Origin of the sequence: Streptomyces rishiriensis (assembly GCF_003112535.1) — a bacterium.
GTDB lineage: Bacteria > Actinomycetota > Actinomycetes > Streptomycetales > Streptomycetaceae > Streptomyces > Streptomyces rishiriensis.
The window spans coordinates 168,599-181,910 of the sequence record NZ_BEWA01000010.1 but is presented as its reverse complement, the minus strand read 5'-3'; the positions used below and the strand labels follow the sequence as shown (position 1 = coordinate 181,910).

Sequence of the window (13,312 nt, the reverse complement as noted above, 5' to 3'; positions counted from 1 at the left end):
TGCAAGCAGGGCCAGATGAGTCCGGCCCTGCCGCTGACGCGGCCGGGCCAACACCCAAGATCTTCGTGGACCTTCTAGTCGATGATCTGGTGGAAGAACAGCACGGCCGGTGCCACGACCCCACCGCCGACGCTCACCGCGACGGGCCACGTGTTGCCGGCCAGCACCGACAGAGCAGTGGCACCGATGCCGACCAGGGCTGCCAGCAGGAAGACGACGGCGGCGCGCTGAGTGAGGAGCGGTCCGTCCCGGCCGGACCGCCGACGGTTGGCCTGTGCCACCTCGATACTCCTTACCTGACCGTGAGAACGGGCTCGTGCACGGGCACGTCCCAGGGATCCTGCGCGGGACGCAGCAGCTCGAAGGCGACACCGCCGTCACCGCTCGTGCGGACCCCGTGCACGGCCGGTTCGGGCAGGCTGTTGTAGTGGAACGGCGTCGAGAAGTAGTAGGCGCCCGTGTCCGGGACGGCGACGATGTCCCCGGGCTCCAGCAGCGGCAACGCCCGGTCGCGCGCCAGCAGGTCACCGGCGAAGCAGGCGGGGCCCGCGATGTCCTGACGGACCGGGCCGCCCCGCTTGACCGTGCCGCCGCCGTCGTACGCCTCGATCCGCAGGGGCCAGGCGTCGGGATGGAACACGGTCCGGGTGGCCACCTGGACACCCGCGTGGGTGACCGCGATCGACCGGCCGCCCACGTTCTTGGTGTACTCGACGTACGCGGCGGTGAACCCGTTCTTGGCCAGGACGGAACGCCCGAACTCGGTGACGATCTCGTACCCGCCGGAGAATCCGGAGAGTTCGGCGAACAACGCGGGCGCATGGGCGCGCAGTTGTTCCACGTACGTGGCGAAGGTCGGCGTGGTCTCGTCGTCGGCGAAGTTGACGGGCAGCCCGCCGCCGATGTCGACGCCGACCACCTGGCGCCGCCCCAGGGACGCGTTGACCTCCTCGGCGAACTCCACGGCCTGCGCGACCCCGCGCGCCATGAGGTCGAGCGGACAGCCCTGCGAACCGGTGTGCGTGTGCACCCAGGTCAGCCACGGGCGGTCGCGGTAGGCGCGCAGCAACTCCCGCCGACTGCCCGGGTCCGCCAGCGGAACGCCGAACTTGGAGGTGCTGGTGGCCGTGCTCATCGCGGCGATGGTGCCGCCGCCGAGCTGGGAGTTGACGCGCAGACCGATCCGGGACGCCGGGACGCGGCCGCCGAGTGCCCGGTCGATCCTGGCGAGCTCCTGGTAGTTGTCCGCGTTGACCGTCACACCCAGGTCCAGGGCGCGCCGGAGTTCGGCCTCCGTCTTGGCCGGCGAGTCGAAGACGATCCGCTCCGGTGCGAAGCCGGCGGCCAGGGCGCGGGCCAGCTCACCCGCGGTGGCGACCTCGCAGCCCATGCCGAGGTCTCGCAGCTCCGCCAGCACCGGCACCAGGCTGTTCGCCTTGGCGGCGAACGCGTGCAGCACGGGCGGAGAGGAGGGAGCCGAGGCGAACGCGCGGTGCAGGGACTCGACTGTCGCGGCGACGCCGTCCAGGTCGACGAAGGCGGCCAGCAGGTCTCGCTCGGGGTCCAGCAGTCCCTGCCGTACCGCTTCCCGCAGGATCCGCTCGCGCCGCTCGGCGGCGGGGGTCAGTCCGGTCATGGTGAGCCTTCCGGGGTGGTCTGCGCAGCACCCGGGACCTTCCCGGGCTGGACCACCAGCCTGCTGTCCGCACCGGGAGGGCGTCTTCGTCGAGTCGTGAGAGCCGCGGGCCCGCCCCACGACGGTCAGGAGCAAACAACCGCCCCGCCAGGTAGGCCCGTTGTGCGCTCCGACGAAGAAGCGGCCTTGTGATGGTGGGGGCCGACGAGCGGCCGGGGGCCGGTCAGTCGCGCTGGTCGTCGTCCTCGTCGCTCAGGCGTAACTGCAACTGGGCCAGCAGACGCGCGTCGGGGTCCGCCAGGTCCAGTCCGGACACCTGGGCGATGCGCCGCAGCCGGTAGCGCAGGCTGTTGGAGTGCACGCCGAGCGCGCGGGAGGCGGCGGACACGTCGCCGAAGTGGTCGAGATAGGCGCGCAGGGTCTCCACCAGGCAACTGCCGCTGTGCTCGGCGTCGAACGCCCGCAGACGGGCCACCGAGGTCTGCGGCGGCAGATCCACCCCACGCAGGGCGTCGACGACGTGCAGGATGCCGACCGTGTCCGCGACGTCCCCGCTCCTGGCGACCGTTCGCGACCCCGCGCCCGCGGTGAGCGCCCTGAGGGCGAGCTCGGCCTCCCGGCGCGACCCGGGCGCCCTCGCCAGCCCGGGGGCCACCTCGCCGAGCCCGACCTTCAGCGGCCCGCCGAGAGTGGCCGACAGCTGGTGCGCCAGTGTTTCCCCCAGCCGGGTCACCTGGCTCTCGGCCCGGCCGAGATCACGGTCCAGGGCACTCAACAGCACCAGGATCCTGCCGCCCGCCGGGACGACCACCGCGCGGTGGCCGTACGCGGCGCAGTGCAGGGTCAGCAGCCCGTGCAGTCCCGACGGATCGCCGTCCCCGTGATCCGCGGTCCCGGTGCCGACGGCAAGGACGGCACACGGCTCCCGCGGCGGCAGCGAGGCCCGTTCCGCGAGCACCTCGACGGATCCGCGGTCTTCCAGCAGCGCACGGGCCGCGTCCTCGACGAGACGGTCGTCCGAACTGTGGGTGCGATGGTGCAGCAGGTGGGCGGCGGCGGCCCGGGCCGCCGCGCGCAGGGCCTCGGAGGCGTTGGGCGCCAGCGGCCGACCGGCCACGGCGGCCACCCAGATCGATCCGAGCGCCTCCCCGCCCGCCCGCACGGCGCCCACCAGGCGTTCCGGGTTCTGCCCGTGTGCCGGCCGGTGCAGTACGTCGTCCCCCGCCCACAGCGCCTGGAAGAACCCCGCCTCGCGCATAGCGGCCACCCGCCACGGCGGGACACGGCGGCCGAGGATGGTCAGTCGGCGCTGCTCGTCCACGTTCTCCTCGGTGGAGGAGTAGGCCAGCACCCGGGACTCGGTGTCCTCGATGGTCACCGCGCCGCCCACCAGGGCCGCCACCGCATCGGCCAGCGAGTTGAGGTCCCCCAGGCGCGGCCCGCCGAGCCCGGCCACCGGCGGGACGCCCGCCGAGGCCAGCCCCGCCCGCAGCACGCCCACCAGATGGGCCCAGGTGCACCAGGCGGTACGGAACAGCAGCGCCGTACCGCCCTCCTCGGCGGCCGTCTGAAGGGCTCCCGCGGTGGGTTCGGGCCGGCCCGGGCCGAACACCACGCCCGCCGCACCGGACTCGCCCGCCCGGCGCACGACGTCGACCGCCAGGGCCGAGCGCGGATCGACGCCCACGGCGAGCAGCAGTTCCCGCGGTCCGACCACGGGCTCCCGGAGGTCAAGCACGTTCACGCCGGTGACCGTGATCCCCAGTCCCTGGGGCGCCGAGTGCAACTCCACGGCGCCCACCCCCACGACGGACAGCAGCCGCTCCAACGTCACCCGTGACTCGCCGGCCGTGTCCCAACCGGCCGCCACCCCAGAGTCCGTCATGTCGCCCCCGTCTCGCGCCCCCGCCCGGCCCCGCGCCGAACCAGGGCGTGCACACGCCACCACGCTCGGTGGCCGATCGGGAAAACGTACGACATCACGGTCGCGGCCCGCAGTCGATGCGGGCCAAAACCGGTCGCCCCCGCGCTGGTTCATCCTCCCGGGACAGAACGGCTGGGACTCGGTGAGGAAGTTCGGTGAGCGCTGGCGGCCTCGGGCGAGCTGAGGCAGTCGGCTCGTTCAGCTCCTGGGCCACGCCGGCTCGTCAAGCGCGCCTTACGCGCCGCTCATGAGGGGGTCAGAAGGCTGGCATGGACAGGTAGTCGCCGTGTTCCAGGTCTTCGAGCAGCGTTGGCCGGGTGGGTGACCAGCCGAGCAGCTCCTGGGTGTACGAACTGGAGGCAGGCCCGTCGTGGCCGTAGGCGGTGGCCATGAACGGGCTGCCGAAGTGCGTGGCAGCCTCGTCGGGGCTGAGTGAGACCGCGGGCAGATCGAGGCCCCGGGCGATGGTCTCCGCGATGCTCTTCAGGGTGACGCCGCTTTCGGCTACTCCGTGCAGCACGCTGCCTGCCGGTGCCTGCTCCAGTGCCAGGCGGAACAGGACCGCCGCGTCCAGCCGGTGCACCGCAGGCCATCGGTTGGCGCCGTCGCCGGTGTAGGCCGACACGCCGGTCTTTCGGGCGGTGGCGATGAGCATGGGGATGAAACCGTGGTCTTCGGGGCCGTGGACGGTAGGAGCGAGGCGGACCACGCTTGCGCGCACGTCCCCGGCGGCGAAGCCCAGACAAGCTCGCTCACCCGCGATGCGGAAGGCGGCGATCCCGGCCGTGTCGGGCTCGTCCTGCTCGGTGGCTTCCCGACCGGCGGGCAGGACGAGGGTGCCGGAGGTGACGACGAGCGGTTTGCCCGAGTGTTCCAACGGCCGGCCGAGCGCCTCGATGGCCCTCCGGTCGCGCCTCATCATGTCGTCGAGGTCGGAGAAGTCGCCACCGTAGGCCATGTGCAGGACACCGTCGGCGGCTTCGGCGCCGCTGTGCAGAGTGTCGAGGTCGTCCAGGGAGCCGCGGTGTGGTGTGGCGCCCAGTGACTCCAGCCGGGCGGCGGCGGCATCCGAGCGCGCCAGTCCGGTGACGCTGTGGCCGCCCGCAACGAGCTCGGCGACGACTGCGGGGCCGGTCTGGCCGGAACCGCCGGTAACAAAGACATGCATGAAGCACCCTCCTACTTAACGCCAGTGACTGGCACTACGCGCGCCGGTCGCCGAGCCTAGGTAGCGTCAGTGACTGGCGTCAAGTAGCGCCAGTCACTGGCGTATGGGTATCCTCGGGAGGTGCCACGAAGCGGAGCAGAAGCGCGTCGCCGCCTTCAACAGGCGGCCCTGGAGCTGTACCAGGAACGCGGGTTCGACCAGACCACCACGGCGGAGATCGCCGCCCGGGCCGGCGTCAACGAGCGCACCTTCTTCCGGCACTTCCCGGACAAGCGTGAGGTGCTCTTCGACGGCGAAGCCGATCTGCGCGCCGCGCTGATGGAGGCGGTGGCCGAAGCGCCCGACGGTCTGCAACCGCTCGAGACGCTGCTCTGCGCCTTCCGGAAAGCCGGACGGATCCTTGAGGAAAACCGGCCGTTCACCGAACCACGACTGGCGGTCATCGCGGTGACGCCGGCACTTCGCGAACGCGACCTGGCCAAGGCCGCGTCGCTCACCGAAGCCGTAGCGGAAGCGCTGCAGCGGCGCGGTGTCGCGGACCGGCTGGCCGGCCTGGCCGCTCAGACCGGCTGGGCCGCCTTTCATCACGCGGCCCAAGCCTGGATCGACGACCCCTCACAGACCTTGGACGCGCACCTCCTGCGGGCCTTCGATGACCTGCGTACCCTCTCCGCGCCCCCCCTGCAGACTCAGGCACAGCCTGAGAGAGGCGATCGCCCCGCCCACGATCACCGACGATCGTGAGCTCCGCAGGTCAGTGCCGGGCCGGGCGTGGGCCCGAGGCGGAACCCGCCGGGCCGCGGCTTGCCGCTGGCGGCGTACGGGAGTACGGGAGGACGGGAGGACGTCGTGGGGGCTCTCGCCCGGCGAGGGGTGGACGACGCGGTCGGAGAGCACGGCGAGCGGGTACAGGCCCGTCGTCCTCGCCATGTCGGTGAACTTGCGGTGCATGTCGATTCGGGCCTTGCCGATGACGGCGGCCCGGTTGTCGGTGCCGGAGCATGGACATGCACCGGCAGCCGGTGGGCAAGCGGATCACGGCCGTGTGGTCCTGGCCGACGACCCGGGCGCCGGCATCGCCGGACGCCCGGTCCGACGAGGTCGGACTGCCGGGTCCATCCCGTTCGCCTCACTGGCCGGGCGGGTATGACGGCGGACCTCCGGCGGGCTCTTACCGGTGACGCCGGGGTCGCGGTCGCACAGCCGGCTCGACATGAGTGAGGACCGGCTCGCTCGGCGACTCCGGTCCTCACCTGCGCGTACCGCTGCTCAGTGGTCGTGGCCACACTCCCAGTGGGCCTTGACCCAGTGGCGCTCCCAGTGGGCCGGCACGTAGACCCACTTGTAGGAGTGGTGGTACTCCCAGTGGCCGTGCTTCCAGGTCTTGTCCTGGACCGGCTTCTTCTCCCAGTGACCCTTGACCCACACCTTCTCCCAGTGCCCCTTCTCCCAGTGGCACTTGCTGTGGTGATCACCGCTCGAGACGGTCGCAGCGGGGGTCGGAGCGGGGGCCGCGGCAGCCGTGCCCGTCAGGCCGAATGCGGCTCCTCCGGCCAGCAGGCCCGTGGCGGCGGCTCCGACCGCCAGGCGGCGCAATCGCAGGGATGCGGTCATCGGACACCTCTCCTTCAAAAGGTCGGCTCTTCGTTCGACGAGTCGTGCTGTCCCGTCTCACGGTGTCTGACGTCAGGGATTCGGAGCGGGCGTCCCAGCGGATGACGTCGGAGGAAATTAATCCTCCGGCCACTCCGCTCACCCGCCCGGGTGGGAAGTGTGGGCTTTCTGCACGCAGCCCTGCGACATCCACGAGCCTCGCGGCTACGAATCTCCGGTGCAGGATCCCCACGGGCCGGGTCGTTCGAAGGAGCGCTCATGTCCATGACTACGTCACCGACCACGGCAGCGCAGCACGCCGTCACGCTTCCCCACACCCGGCGCGCCCCGTCCGCCGCCCGACGCATCAGTGAGCGCTGGCTCCAGGCGACCGCTCCGGTCGACCGCATGAGCGACGCGGTGCTCATCGTGTCCGAACTGGTGACCAACGCGGTTCGTCACACCTCGGAATCCTGCACGCTGACGCTTACGGTTCGCGACGGCCGGCTCGACATAGCGGTCGCTGACCGCAGTGAGGAGTTGCCGGACATGTGCCGCGGTCTCGGCGGCGAGCGTGGCGGCTTCGGCATGGGCATCATCCGTGAGCTGGGCGGCGACATCCGGTCGGTCCCCGCGATCGGCGGCAAGACCGTGCACGTGCTGCTCGAGTTGCGATCCGCCACCGACGTCATAGGGGTCGGATGAGCGGCTCTTGGGCGATCACATCCTTACGACCGCCCGTGCGGCCGCCGCCGGGCCTGGCACGAGGGGAGCAGAGCTGTGCTGCACAGCTCCGAGTCGAACGTCCGAGTCGAGGAACTCCTGGCCCGTGTGGCAGGCGGCGACCAGGATGCCTTCACCGGAATCTACGACGCGCTCTCCGGCGCAGTGATGGGACTGGTGCACCGCATCCTGCGCGATGCGGCCCAGGCGGAGGAGGTGACCCAGGACGTCATGATCGAGGTATGGCGCACCGCGGGCCGTTACGACCCCGAGCGAGGCACAGCGAAAGCGTGGATTCTCACCCTCGCCCACCGGCGGGCGGTGGACCGTGTCAGGACCGCGCGGGCCAGCGCGGAACGCGAACAGCGTACGGGCATCCTGGCGCCGGAACGGGCCTTCGACGAAGTCGCTGAAAAGGTGCAGGACCACGACGAGCAACGGCGCCTGCGCCGCTGTCTGGCCAAGCTGGAGCGGCACCGGCGGGTGCCGCTCATGCTCGCCTTCTACCAGGGGCTGACCTACATCGAGGTCGCCGCTGCGCTGTCGGTACCGGAAGGAACGGTCAAGTCCCGCATGCGTGCAGGGTTGCGGGAGCTTCACGCGTGTCTGGAGGGCCAGGCATGACAACCAGCAAGGAGGATCCGCATCTGGCCGTCGGCGCATACGTGTTGCACGCCTTGCCACCGGCTGACGAAGCCGCGTTCGAGAACCATCTCGCAGGTTGCGAGCAGTGCCGACGAGAAGCCGGCGCTCTGCTCGAGACCGCGGCACGGTGGGGCGGCTCGACGCAGACAGTGGCGGTGACGTCGCAGGCACGTGCTCGCACTCTCCTCGCGGTCGCCGGCACCCGCCAGAACGGGACCCCGCAGCGTCCGCGGGCGCGTGGCCGGCGCACCGTGCGGCCGGCGCTCGCCGCGAGCGTCGCGGCGGCCGTCGCATTCGGCGGCGTCGCCGCGTGGCAACACCACGAATCCGACGACGCCCGGGCCCGGGCCGCCCGCGCCGAGCAGCGGGCCGACACGGAAAGCTCAGCCATCGCAGGCGTCCTCACCGCACCCGACGCCACGGTCCACACCGGTGAACTCACCGACGGAACCACCGCTGCCGTCCTCGTCTCCCGTTCCCAGGCGCGCGCAGTCTTCGCCGCCCGTCGGCTTCCCGCTCTGACCGGCGACCGCGTGTACGAACTCTGGTACGCGGCCAGATCGGGAAACCTGAGGCCGGCGGGCCTCGTGCCCAACGCCTCGCGCAGCGACTTCCGCGTCCTGAAGGGGTCGCCTGTCGGCTCCGTAGCTGTGGGCATCACCATCGAACCTGCGGGCGGCTCTGAACAACCCACCACACAGCCTTTGGGTGTCATTCCCCTCACCGTCTAGGTGTGCTGTCCGGGCTGCCGGAAGCGCGTCACCAGGGCACCTCTCCCTCGTCGTCGAAGAAGCGGCCGGTCGGCCCGTCGTCCGGTACGGTGGCCAGCCGGATCGCGGCGGCGGCGCCCTGCTGGGGGGTGCGCACTCCCCGGAAGTCGTTGAGGTCGGTCGCCGTGAAGCCGGGGCAGACGGCGTTGATCAGGATGTGGGTGCCGGCCAGTTCCTTGGCGTACTGCACGGTGACGGCGTTGAGGAACGTCTTCGACGGAGCGTAGGCGATGGCGATGGGGCCCGTCTCGGCGCCGGGCGTGGTCTGGCGTGTGAGGGAGCCGACGCTGCTGGAGACGTTCACGATCCGCGGCGACGGCGAGCGGCGCAGCAGGGGGAGCAGGGCGTTGGTGACGCGGATGACGCCGATCACGTTGGTCTCCACGGCCGCCCGTACCCGGTTCACGTCGACCGTGGTGGGCTCCTGCGGTCCGCCGCCGGTGATCCCCGCGTTGTTGACGAGCGCGTCGAGCCGCCCCACCCGCTCCTCCATCAGCCGAGCCGCCGCTGTCACGCCGGCGTCGTCGGTCACATCCAGCGGCACGCCGAACGCGTCGGCTCCGGCCGCGCGCAGCTTGTCCACGGCGGCCTCGCGCCGCTCCTCGTTCCGCGCGCCGATGCCGACGGACCAGCCGAGGGCGCCGAGCCCGGCGGCGATCTCGTACCCGATGCCCTTGTTGGCCCCGGTCACCAGCGCGACCTTGTGGTGGTTCACAGTGTTCGTCTCACTCATGACCTCGATACTTCTCCCCCGTCGGGCAGGGCGTCCAAGACCGACTGGGTGGCGGGCGATACCGCCCGGGTATCGCTCCTGGCCGTCCCGGTTAGGCTGGCGGGGTGGAGACACGTGAGCTGCGGTACTTCGTCGCGGTCGCCGAAGAGCTGCACTTCGGCCGGGCCGCGCGGCGACTCGGGATCGCCCAACCCCCGCTGTCGCGGGCGATCGGCGGGCTCGAACGGCGCCTGGGCACCCTCCTGCTGGAGCGCGGCAGCCGGGGTGTCGCCCTGACCGGGGCAGGGGCGGTGCTGCTGCGGGAGGCGCGGGCGGCGCTGGACGCCGTCGAGGCCGCCGAACGGCGCACGCGCCGGGCCGCCCTCGCGGCGACCGGCCGGCCCGCCGTGGTCCTGGCCGCGAAGGCGGGCGCCTCCGACGAACTGCTGGCGAAACTCCTCGACGCCTACGCGGCCGAGCCCGGCGCCGTGGCCGTGGACGTCGTGCTGTGCGGCCCGGGCGAGCAGGCGCGGTTGCTGCACGACGGCCGGGCCGACGTAGCCCTGCTACATCGGCCGTTCGACGACACGGCGGGCTTCGACACCGAGGACCTGCACTCCGAGGGCCAGGTCGCGGTCCTCCCGGTGGGCCACCCCCTCAGCGTCCGCCCCCACGTGCGGCTCGCCGAGGTCACCGACCTTCCCGACCTGCCCCTCCCCCGCTGGCCTCGCCCTGACGGCACCTTCCCGGACGGCCCCGGACCGCAGGTGCGCGACCACACGCAACTCACCCAGCTGATCGCCCTCGGCCGCGCCTGCGCGGTCGTGCCGGAGTCGGGCCGCACCGGCCTGCGCGAGGACCTCACCGCCGTACCGGTTCCCGACGCCCCGCACGTCACCACGGTCATCGCATGGCCCCCACACAGCCGCTCAACGGCGGTCGCGGGGCTGGTCCGCGCCGCCACTGCCCGGTGACCGACGGGGCGGTGAACGCCGGGGCACCGTGCTGGATTTCGGGGACAGCGTCCGGTCTGCCGTCAGCTCCCGACACATCGTGCGGTACGAGGTGACCGGCGGGCACCGGCGTGCCGGAACCGCGCCCCTGGCACAGCCAGGATCCGACGCGCAGCGACAACAGGCCTGCCTTGGTGACACCCGGCGCGACATGAGTCTGGGCGGACTGGCCACCCCGGCGTTCAGTCAGACGGCGCGGCAGGCTCGTTTCCGACACCGGAACGGTGCTTGAGAGGCGCGTCCCGCGAGGGGACCGTCCTCATCCCGGGCAGGTGCGCCTTGCGCACCGCCCTGCCGACGACCCATGACGACGGCACCGGGCCGTGATGCCGGGAGTCCGTGCTCAGGGACCGGTTGTCACCCAGGACGACCACGTGACCGGCAGGCACCGGTGCGCCCGGTGCCCCGCCCGGCACGCCTGCGGGCAGGGCATCGCCCGGCAGGGCCGCGATCCGCTTGATCGTCAGCCGGCCCAGCAGGGTGTGGCCCTCGGGTGCCTGACCGGTCGGCGGCATGTCCACGATCACCACGTCGCCGCGGCGCAGTCGCGCCGCCGCCACGCGCCGGCCCACCACCCAGTCACCCGGCAGATACGCCGGACTCATGCTCCGGCCGTGCACCAGCACCAGAACGACGGTCCGGCGGACCCACGTCAGCGCCGCCCGAGCGGAGGCCAGGAGCCCTGCGGTCATCGCCGCCGCAGCGATGAGCCAGGTCACTGTCTCGCCTCCACGGGCTGTCCCGGAACGTTCGCCACCGGCTCAGCGGTCCTGGACTGGTAGCCCTCGGCCTGCGCCGCGAACATCCCCGCGTACAGCCCTCCGTGCGCGATCAGCTCGTCGTGCGTCCCCTGCTCGGCCACCTCACCGTCGTCGACGACCAGCAGCTCGTCCGCCTCCCGTACCGATCCCAGCCGGTGCGATATCAGTACGCTCGTGCGGCTTCCGCGGTACTCACGCAACTGGCGATGGATCCTGGCCTCCGTCTCGGCGTCCAGGCCGGAGCTGGGTTCGTCCAGAATCAGCAGGTCCTGGCGCCCGCGCAGATAGGCCCGCGCGATGGCCAGCCGCTGCCACTGGCCGCCCGACAGCGTCACACCCCGGTCGCCGTCTCCGTCCTCCTCGTCGCCCTGGAAGAAGATCCGGGACAGCAAGGTGTCGTACCCGCGCGGCAGTTCCCGGACGAAGGTGTCCGCGCCCGACCGCTGCGCCGCCTCCGTCACCCGCTCGGGCGACGCGTTCGGCAGATCGCCCAGCGCGATGTTCTCGTAGGCGCTCAGGTCGTACGTCATGTAGTCCTGGAACACCGCGCCGATCCGGCGCCGAAGCTCCGGCGGGTCCAGTTCCCGCAGGTCCACGCCGTCCCACAGGATCGCGCCCCGCTCGGGGTCGTACATGCGGCAGAGCAGCTTCACGATCGTGCTCTTGCCCGCGCCGTTGCGTCCGACCAGTGCGAGGCAACGCCCGTGGCCGAGCCGGAAACTGACGCCCCGCAGCGCCCACGGATGTTCGGGTGAGTAGCGGAACCACACATCCCGGAACTCGATGCCCGAGGACAGCGCGGGAACCGGCGACGGCTTCTGCGGCACCGGAAGATCCGGTGCACCGTCGACGATGGACAAGTAGTGCCGGAACATGAGCAGTTGCTGATGGGACTTGGCGATGTCCCGCATGAGCCCGGAGCCCGCGGACTGGACTCCGGCCACGGACGCCATCATCAGCGATACGTCGCCCAGGGAGATACGCCCGCTCAGCGCCGCGAGCACCGCCCAGATGACAGCCGCGCCCGCGCTGCTCGCGGTGACGAGACCTGCCAGTGTCTGAGCCCCCAGCTCCTGCCGGTCTAGCCGGGCCCGGACGGAGTTGGCCTTGACCTTCTCCCGTGTCATCCGCGCACAGAGCTGTCCGCCGATATCGAACAGCCGTATCTCCTTGACGGCCTGAAGGTTCGTCAGCAGCTCCCGGTAGAAGATCTCCCGTCGTTCCGTCGGGCCGATCTGCCAGTAGGCGTTCACCCGGCGCTTGGCGAGCCACATCTCCGATGCCAGCACCGGCACGACGGACACGACGACGACCGCCGGCAGCCACCAGGCGAGCAGCAGCAGCGAGCCCAGAAATCCGCCGGCCATGGCCACCGCGCGCACCACGGACAGGATCGTGGCCACCAGGACGCCGGGAGTGGCGCCGCCGTGCTGCTGCGCGAGCCGGAGGCGGTCCACGAACGCCGGGTCCTCGAACCGGGCCAGCCCCACGAGCCGGCCGGTCGCCTCGTACAGCTGTTGCTGCGCCAGCAGGCCCACGGCACGCTCGAACTCCTTGTTGGCGTACATGAGCAGCTGGGGCAGGCAGCCGGTGAACAGTCCCGCGGCGGCAAGGCCCGCTGCCAGCAGAACGACCTGGCCGCGTTGCGCGCCGCCTCCGTGGGCGAGGAGATCCAGCAGCGACTTGGTCAGCCAGGCGGCAGCCACGGGGGTCACGGCGCTGACGAAGGTGAGCAGCGCCAGCACGCAGGTTCCCCCGCGCGAGGCACGCCAGGTCAGCCTCAGCGCCTTGAGGATGCCCTGCGTCGTCGTCACGCGTCCACCAAGGACGACACGTGCCTGATCAGTGAACCCGTCGCCCGGACCACCTTGTCCGGGCCGATCACCGCGAGCGCCGGGTACACCCGTGCGGCCAGGGCCAGGGACACCGGGCCGTCCAGTTCCTCGATCACCACGGTGGACACGGGTTCGGCGAGCGCCCGCTTCGCCTCGACCTGCTCGGGCGTCCCCACCATCAGGGCCAGCGCCCGCTCGCGGGAGATTCCGTGCGCCCGGACGAACGAGACGAACTCCGGCAGCCGCTCGTCGCACTTGCCGCAGCCGTGCGCGAAGATGCCGACCACCGTGGGGCCGTCCGACAGGAAGGCGTCGGAGAGAAGCTCGCCCTCGGTGGTGACGGTGGTGAACGCGCCCACCTGCTCGCCCACCGCCAGCATCACGTCGAGGGGGCCCGGGGTCAGATCCAGTCCGCTGTAGGCGGTCCGCTCCTCGATCTCGCGCAGCCGCCGCAGGACCCCCACGGTGAGCATGATGTTCAGCACGCACAGTGCCCCGAACAAAGCGGTCAGTGCGATGACGTAGGACATGG

General features: G+C 71.7%; 14 protein-coding genes and 1 pseudogene. 5 read left to right on the top strand and 10 right to left on the bottom strand.

Annotated elements, in window-relative coordinates; all coding sequences use genetic code 11:
• Positions 1 to 74: 74 nt before the first annotated feature.
• The 4 genes from Sri02f_RS18395 to Sri02f_RS18380 all read right to left on the bottom strand — a co-directional run bounded on the left by Sri02f_RS18395 (position 75) and on the right by Sri02f_RS18380 (position 4,728).
• Positions 75 to 281, bottom strand: a complete 207-nt coding sequence (locus tag Sri02f_RS18395; RefSeq protein WP_109002398.1) for a hypothetical protein — start codon at positions 279 to 281, stop codon at positions 75 to 77.
• An 11-nt stretch (positions 282 to 292) separates the two neighbouring features.
• Positions 293 to 1,636 carry a type III PLP-dependent enzyme domain-containing protein gene (locus Sri02f_RS18390; protein WP_109002397.1) on the bottom strand — a complete coding sequence of 448 codons (1,344 nt, stop codon included), beginning with the start codon at positions 1,634 to 1,636 and terminating at the stop codon, positions 293 to 295.
• Between the two features lie 223 nt (positions 1,637 to 1,859).
• The gene (locus Sri02f_RS18385; protein WP_159106732.1) at positions 1,860 to 3,521 is read right to left on the bottom strand and encodes a PucR family transcriptional regulator; all 1,662 of its coding nucleotides are present in this window, start codon (positions 3,519 to 3,521) and stop codon (positions 1,860 to 1,862) included.
• Between the two features lie 295 nt (positions 3,522 to 3,816).
• Positions 3,817 to 4,728, bottom strand: a complete 912-nt coding sequence (locus tag Sri02f_RS18380) for an SDR family oxidoreductase (protein WP_109002395.1) — start codon at positions 4,726 to 4,728, stop codon at positions 3,817 to 3,819.
• 120 nt (positions 4,729 to 4,848) lie between these two features.
• Here Sri02f_RS18380 and Sri02f_RS18375 point away from each other — a divergent pair, with 120 nt between their 5' ends.
• Positions 4,849 to 5,472 carry a TetR family transcriptional regulator gene (locus Sri02f_RS18375; protein ID WP_109002394.1) on the top strand — a complete coding sequence of 208 codons (624 nt, stop codon included), beginning with the start codon at positions 4,849 to 4,851 and terminating at the stop codon, positions 5,470 to 5,472.
• A 14-nt stretch (positions 5,473 to 5,486) separates the two neighbouring features.
• On the opposite strand, the pseudogene Sri02f_RS42875 reads toward Sri02f_RS18375, so the two are convergent.
• Positions 5,487 to 5,718: pseudogene (locus Sri02f_RS42875) on the bottom strand (telomere-associated protein Tap); the annotation flags it as partial.
• A 279-nt stretch (positions 5,719 to 5,997) separates the two neighbouring features.
• A complete protein-coding gene (locus tag Sri02f_RS18365; RefSeq protein ID WP_109002393.1) occupies positions 5,998 to 6,342 on the bottom strand; it encodes a hypothetical protein in 345 nt (114 codons plus the stop codon).
• 258 nt (positions 6,343 to 6,600) lie between these two features.
• Here Sri02f_RS18365 and Sri02f_RS18360 point away from each other — a divergent pair, with 258 nt between their 5' ends.
• From Sri02f_RS18360 to Sri02f_RS18350, 3 genes are all read left to right on the top strand, one after another.
• Complete coding sequence (locus Sri02f_RS18360; protein WP_109002392.1) at positions 6,601 to 7,026, top strand: ATP-binding protein; 426 nt, start codon at positions 6,601 to 6,603, stop codon at positions 7,024 to 7,026.
• A 75-nt stretch (positions 7,027 to 7,101) separates the two neighbouring features.
• On the top strand, positions 7,102 to 7,668 hold the full coding sequence (sigK, locus tag Sri02f_RS18355) for an ECF RNA polymerase sigma factor SigK (protein ID WP_109002391.1): 567 nt from the start codon (positions 7,102 to 7,104) through the stop codon (positions 7,666 to 7,668).
• Positions 7,665 to 8,420, top strand: a complete 756-nt coding sequence (locus Sri02f_RS18350; protein WP_109002390.1) for an anti-sigma factor — start codon at positions 7,665 to 7,667, stop codon at positions 8,418 to 8,420. The genes sigK and Sri02f_RS18350 overlap by 4 nt, the downstream gene beginning before the upstream one ends.
• Positions 8,421 to 8,448: 28 nt before the next feature.
• Here Sri02f_RS18350 and Sri02f_RS18345 read toward each other — a convergent pair whose 3' ends face one another.
• On the bottom strand, positions 8,449 to 9,192 hold the full coding sequence (locus tag Sri02f_RS18345; protein WP_109002389.1) for an SDR family oxidoreductase: 744 nt from the start codon (positions 9,190 to 9,192) through the stop codon (positions 8,449 to 8,451).
• A 104-nt stretch (positions 9,193 to 9,296) separates the two neighbouring features.
• Between Sri02f_RS18345 and Sri02f_RS18340 the strand changes: the two genes are divergently transcribed.
• Entirely contained in the window at positions 9,297 to 10,145 is an 849-nt protein-coding gene (locus Sri02f_RS18340) for a LysR family transcriptional regulator (RefSeq protein WP_109002388.1), read from the top strand.
• 221 nt (positions 10,146 to 10,366) lie between these two features.
• On the opposite strand, the gene Sri02f_RS18335 is transcribed toward Sri02f_RS18340, so the two are convergent.
• The 3 genes from Sri02f_RS18335 to Sri02f_RS18325 are packed head-to-tail and all read right to left on the bottom strand — an operon-like array spanning position 10,367 to position 13,310.
• Entirely contained in the window at positions 10,367 to 10,903 is a 537-nt protein-coding gene (locus tag Sri02f_RS18335; protein WP_109002387.1) for a S26 family signal peptidase, read from the bottom strand.
• Positions 10,900 to 12,759 carry an ABC transporter ATP-binding protein gene (locus Sri02f_RS18330; protein WP_109002386.1) on the bottom strand — a complete coding sequence of 620 codons (1,860 nt, stop codon included), beginning with the start codon at positions 12,757 to 12,759 and terminating at the stop codon, positions 10,900 to 10,902. Before Sri02f_RS18330 ends, Sri02f_RS18335 begins: the two co-directional genes overlap by 4 nt.
• Positions 12,756 to 13,310 carry a TlpA family protein disulfide reductase gene (locus tag Sri02f_RS18325; protein WP_109002385.1) on the bottom strand — a complete coding sequence of 185 codons (555 nt, stop codon included), beginning with the start codon at positions 13,308 to 13,310 and terminating at the stop codon, positions 12,756 to 12,758. Before Sri02f_RS18325 ends, Sri02f_RS18330 begins: the two co-directional genes overlap by 4 nt.
• Between the last annotated feature and the right edge of the window lie 2 nt (positions 13,311 to 13,312).

Bases quoted from the DNA above. Each gene is read 5' to 3' on its own strand.
- Sri02f_RS18390 (WP_109002397.1), bottom strand. From the start codon at position 1,636: ATGACCGGACTGACCCCCGCCGCCGAGCGGCGCGAGCGGATCCTGCGG.
- Sri02f_RS18385 (WP_159106732.1), bottom strand. From the start codon at position 3,521: ATGACGGACTCTGGGGTGGCGGCCGGTTGGGACACGGCCGGCGAGTCA.
- Sri02f_RS18380 (WP_109002395.1), bottom strand. From the start codon at position 4,728: ATGCATGTCTTTGTTACCGGCGGTTCCGGCCAGACCGGCCCCGCAGTC.
- Sri02f_RS18365 (WP_109002393.1), bottom strand. From the start codon at position 6,342: ATGACCGCATCCCTGCGATTGCGCCGCCTGGCGGTCGGAGCCGCCGCC.
- Sri02f_RS18360 (WP_109002392.1), top strand. From the start codon at position 6,601: ATGTCCATGACTACGTCACCGACCACGGCAGCGCAGCACGCCGTCACG.
- Sri02f_RS18350 (WP_109002390.1), top strand. From the start codon at position 7,665: ATGACAACCAGCAAGGAGGATCCGCATCTGGCCGTCGGCGCATACGTG.
- Sri02f_RS18345 (WP_109002389.1), bottom strand. From the start codon at position 9,192: ATGAGTGAGACGAACACTGTGAACCACCACAAGGTCGCGCTGGTGACC.
- Sri02f_RS18325 (WP_109002385.1), bottom strand. From the start codon at position 13,310: ATGTCCTACGTCATCGCACTGACCGCTTTGTTCGGGGCACTGTGCGTG.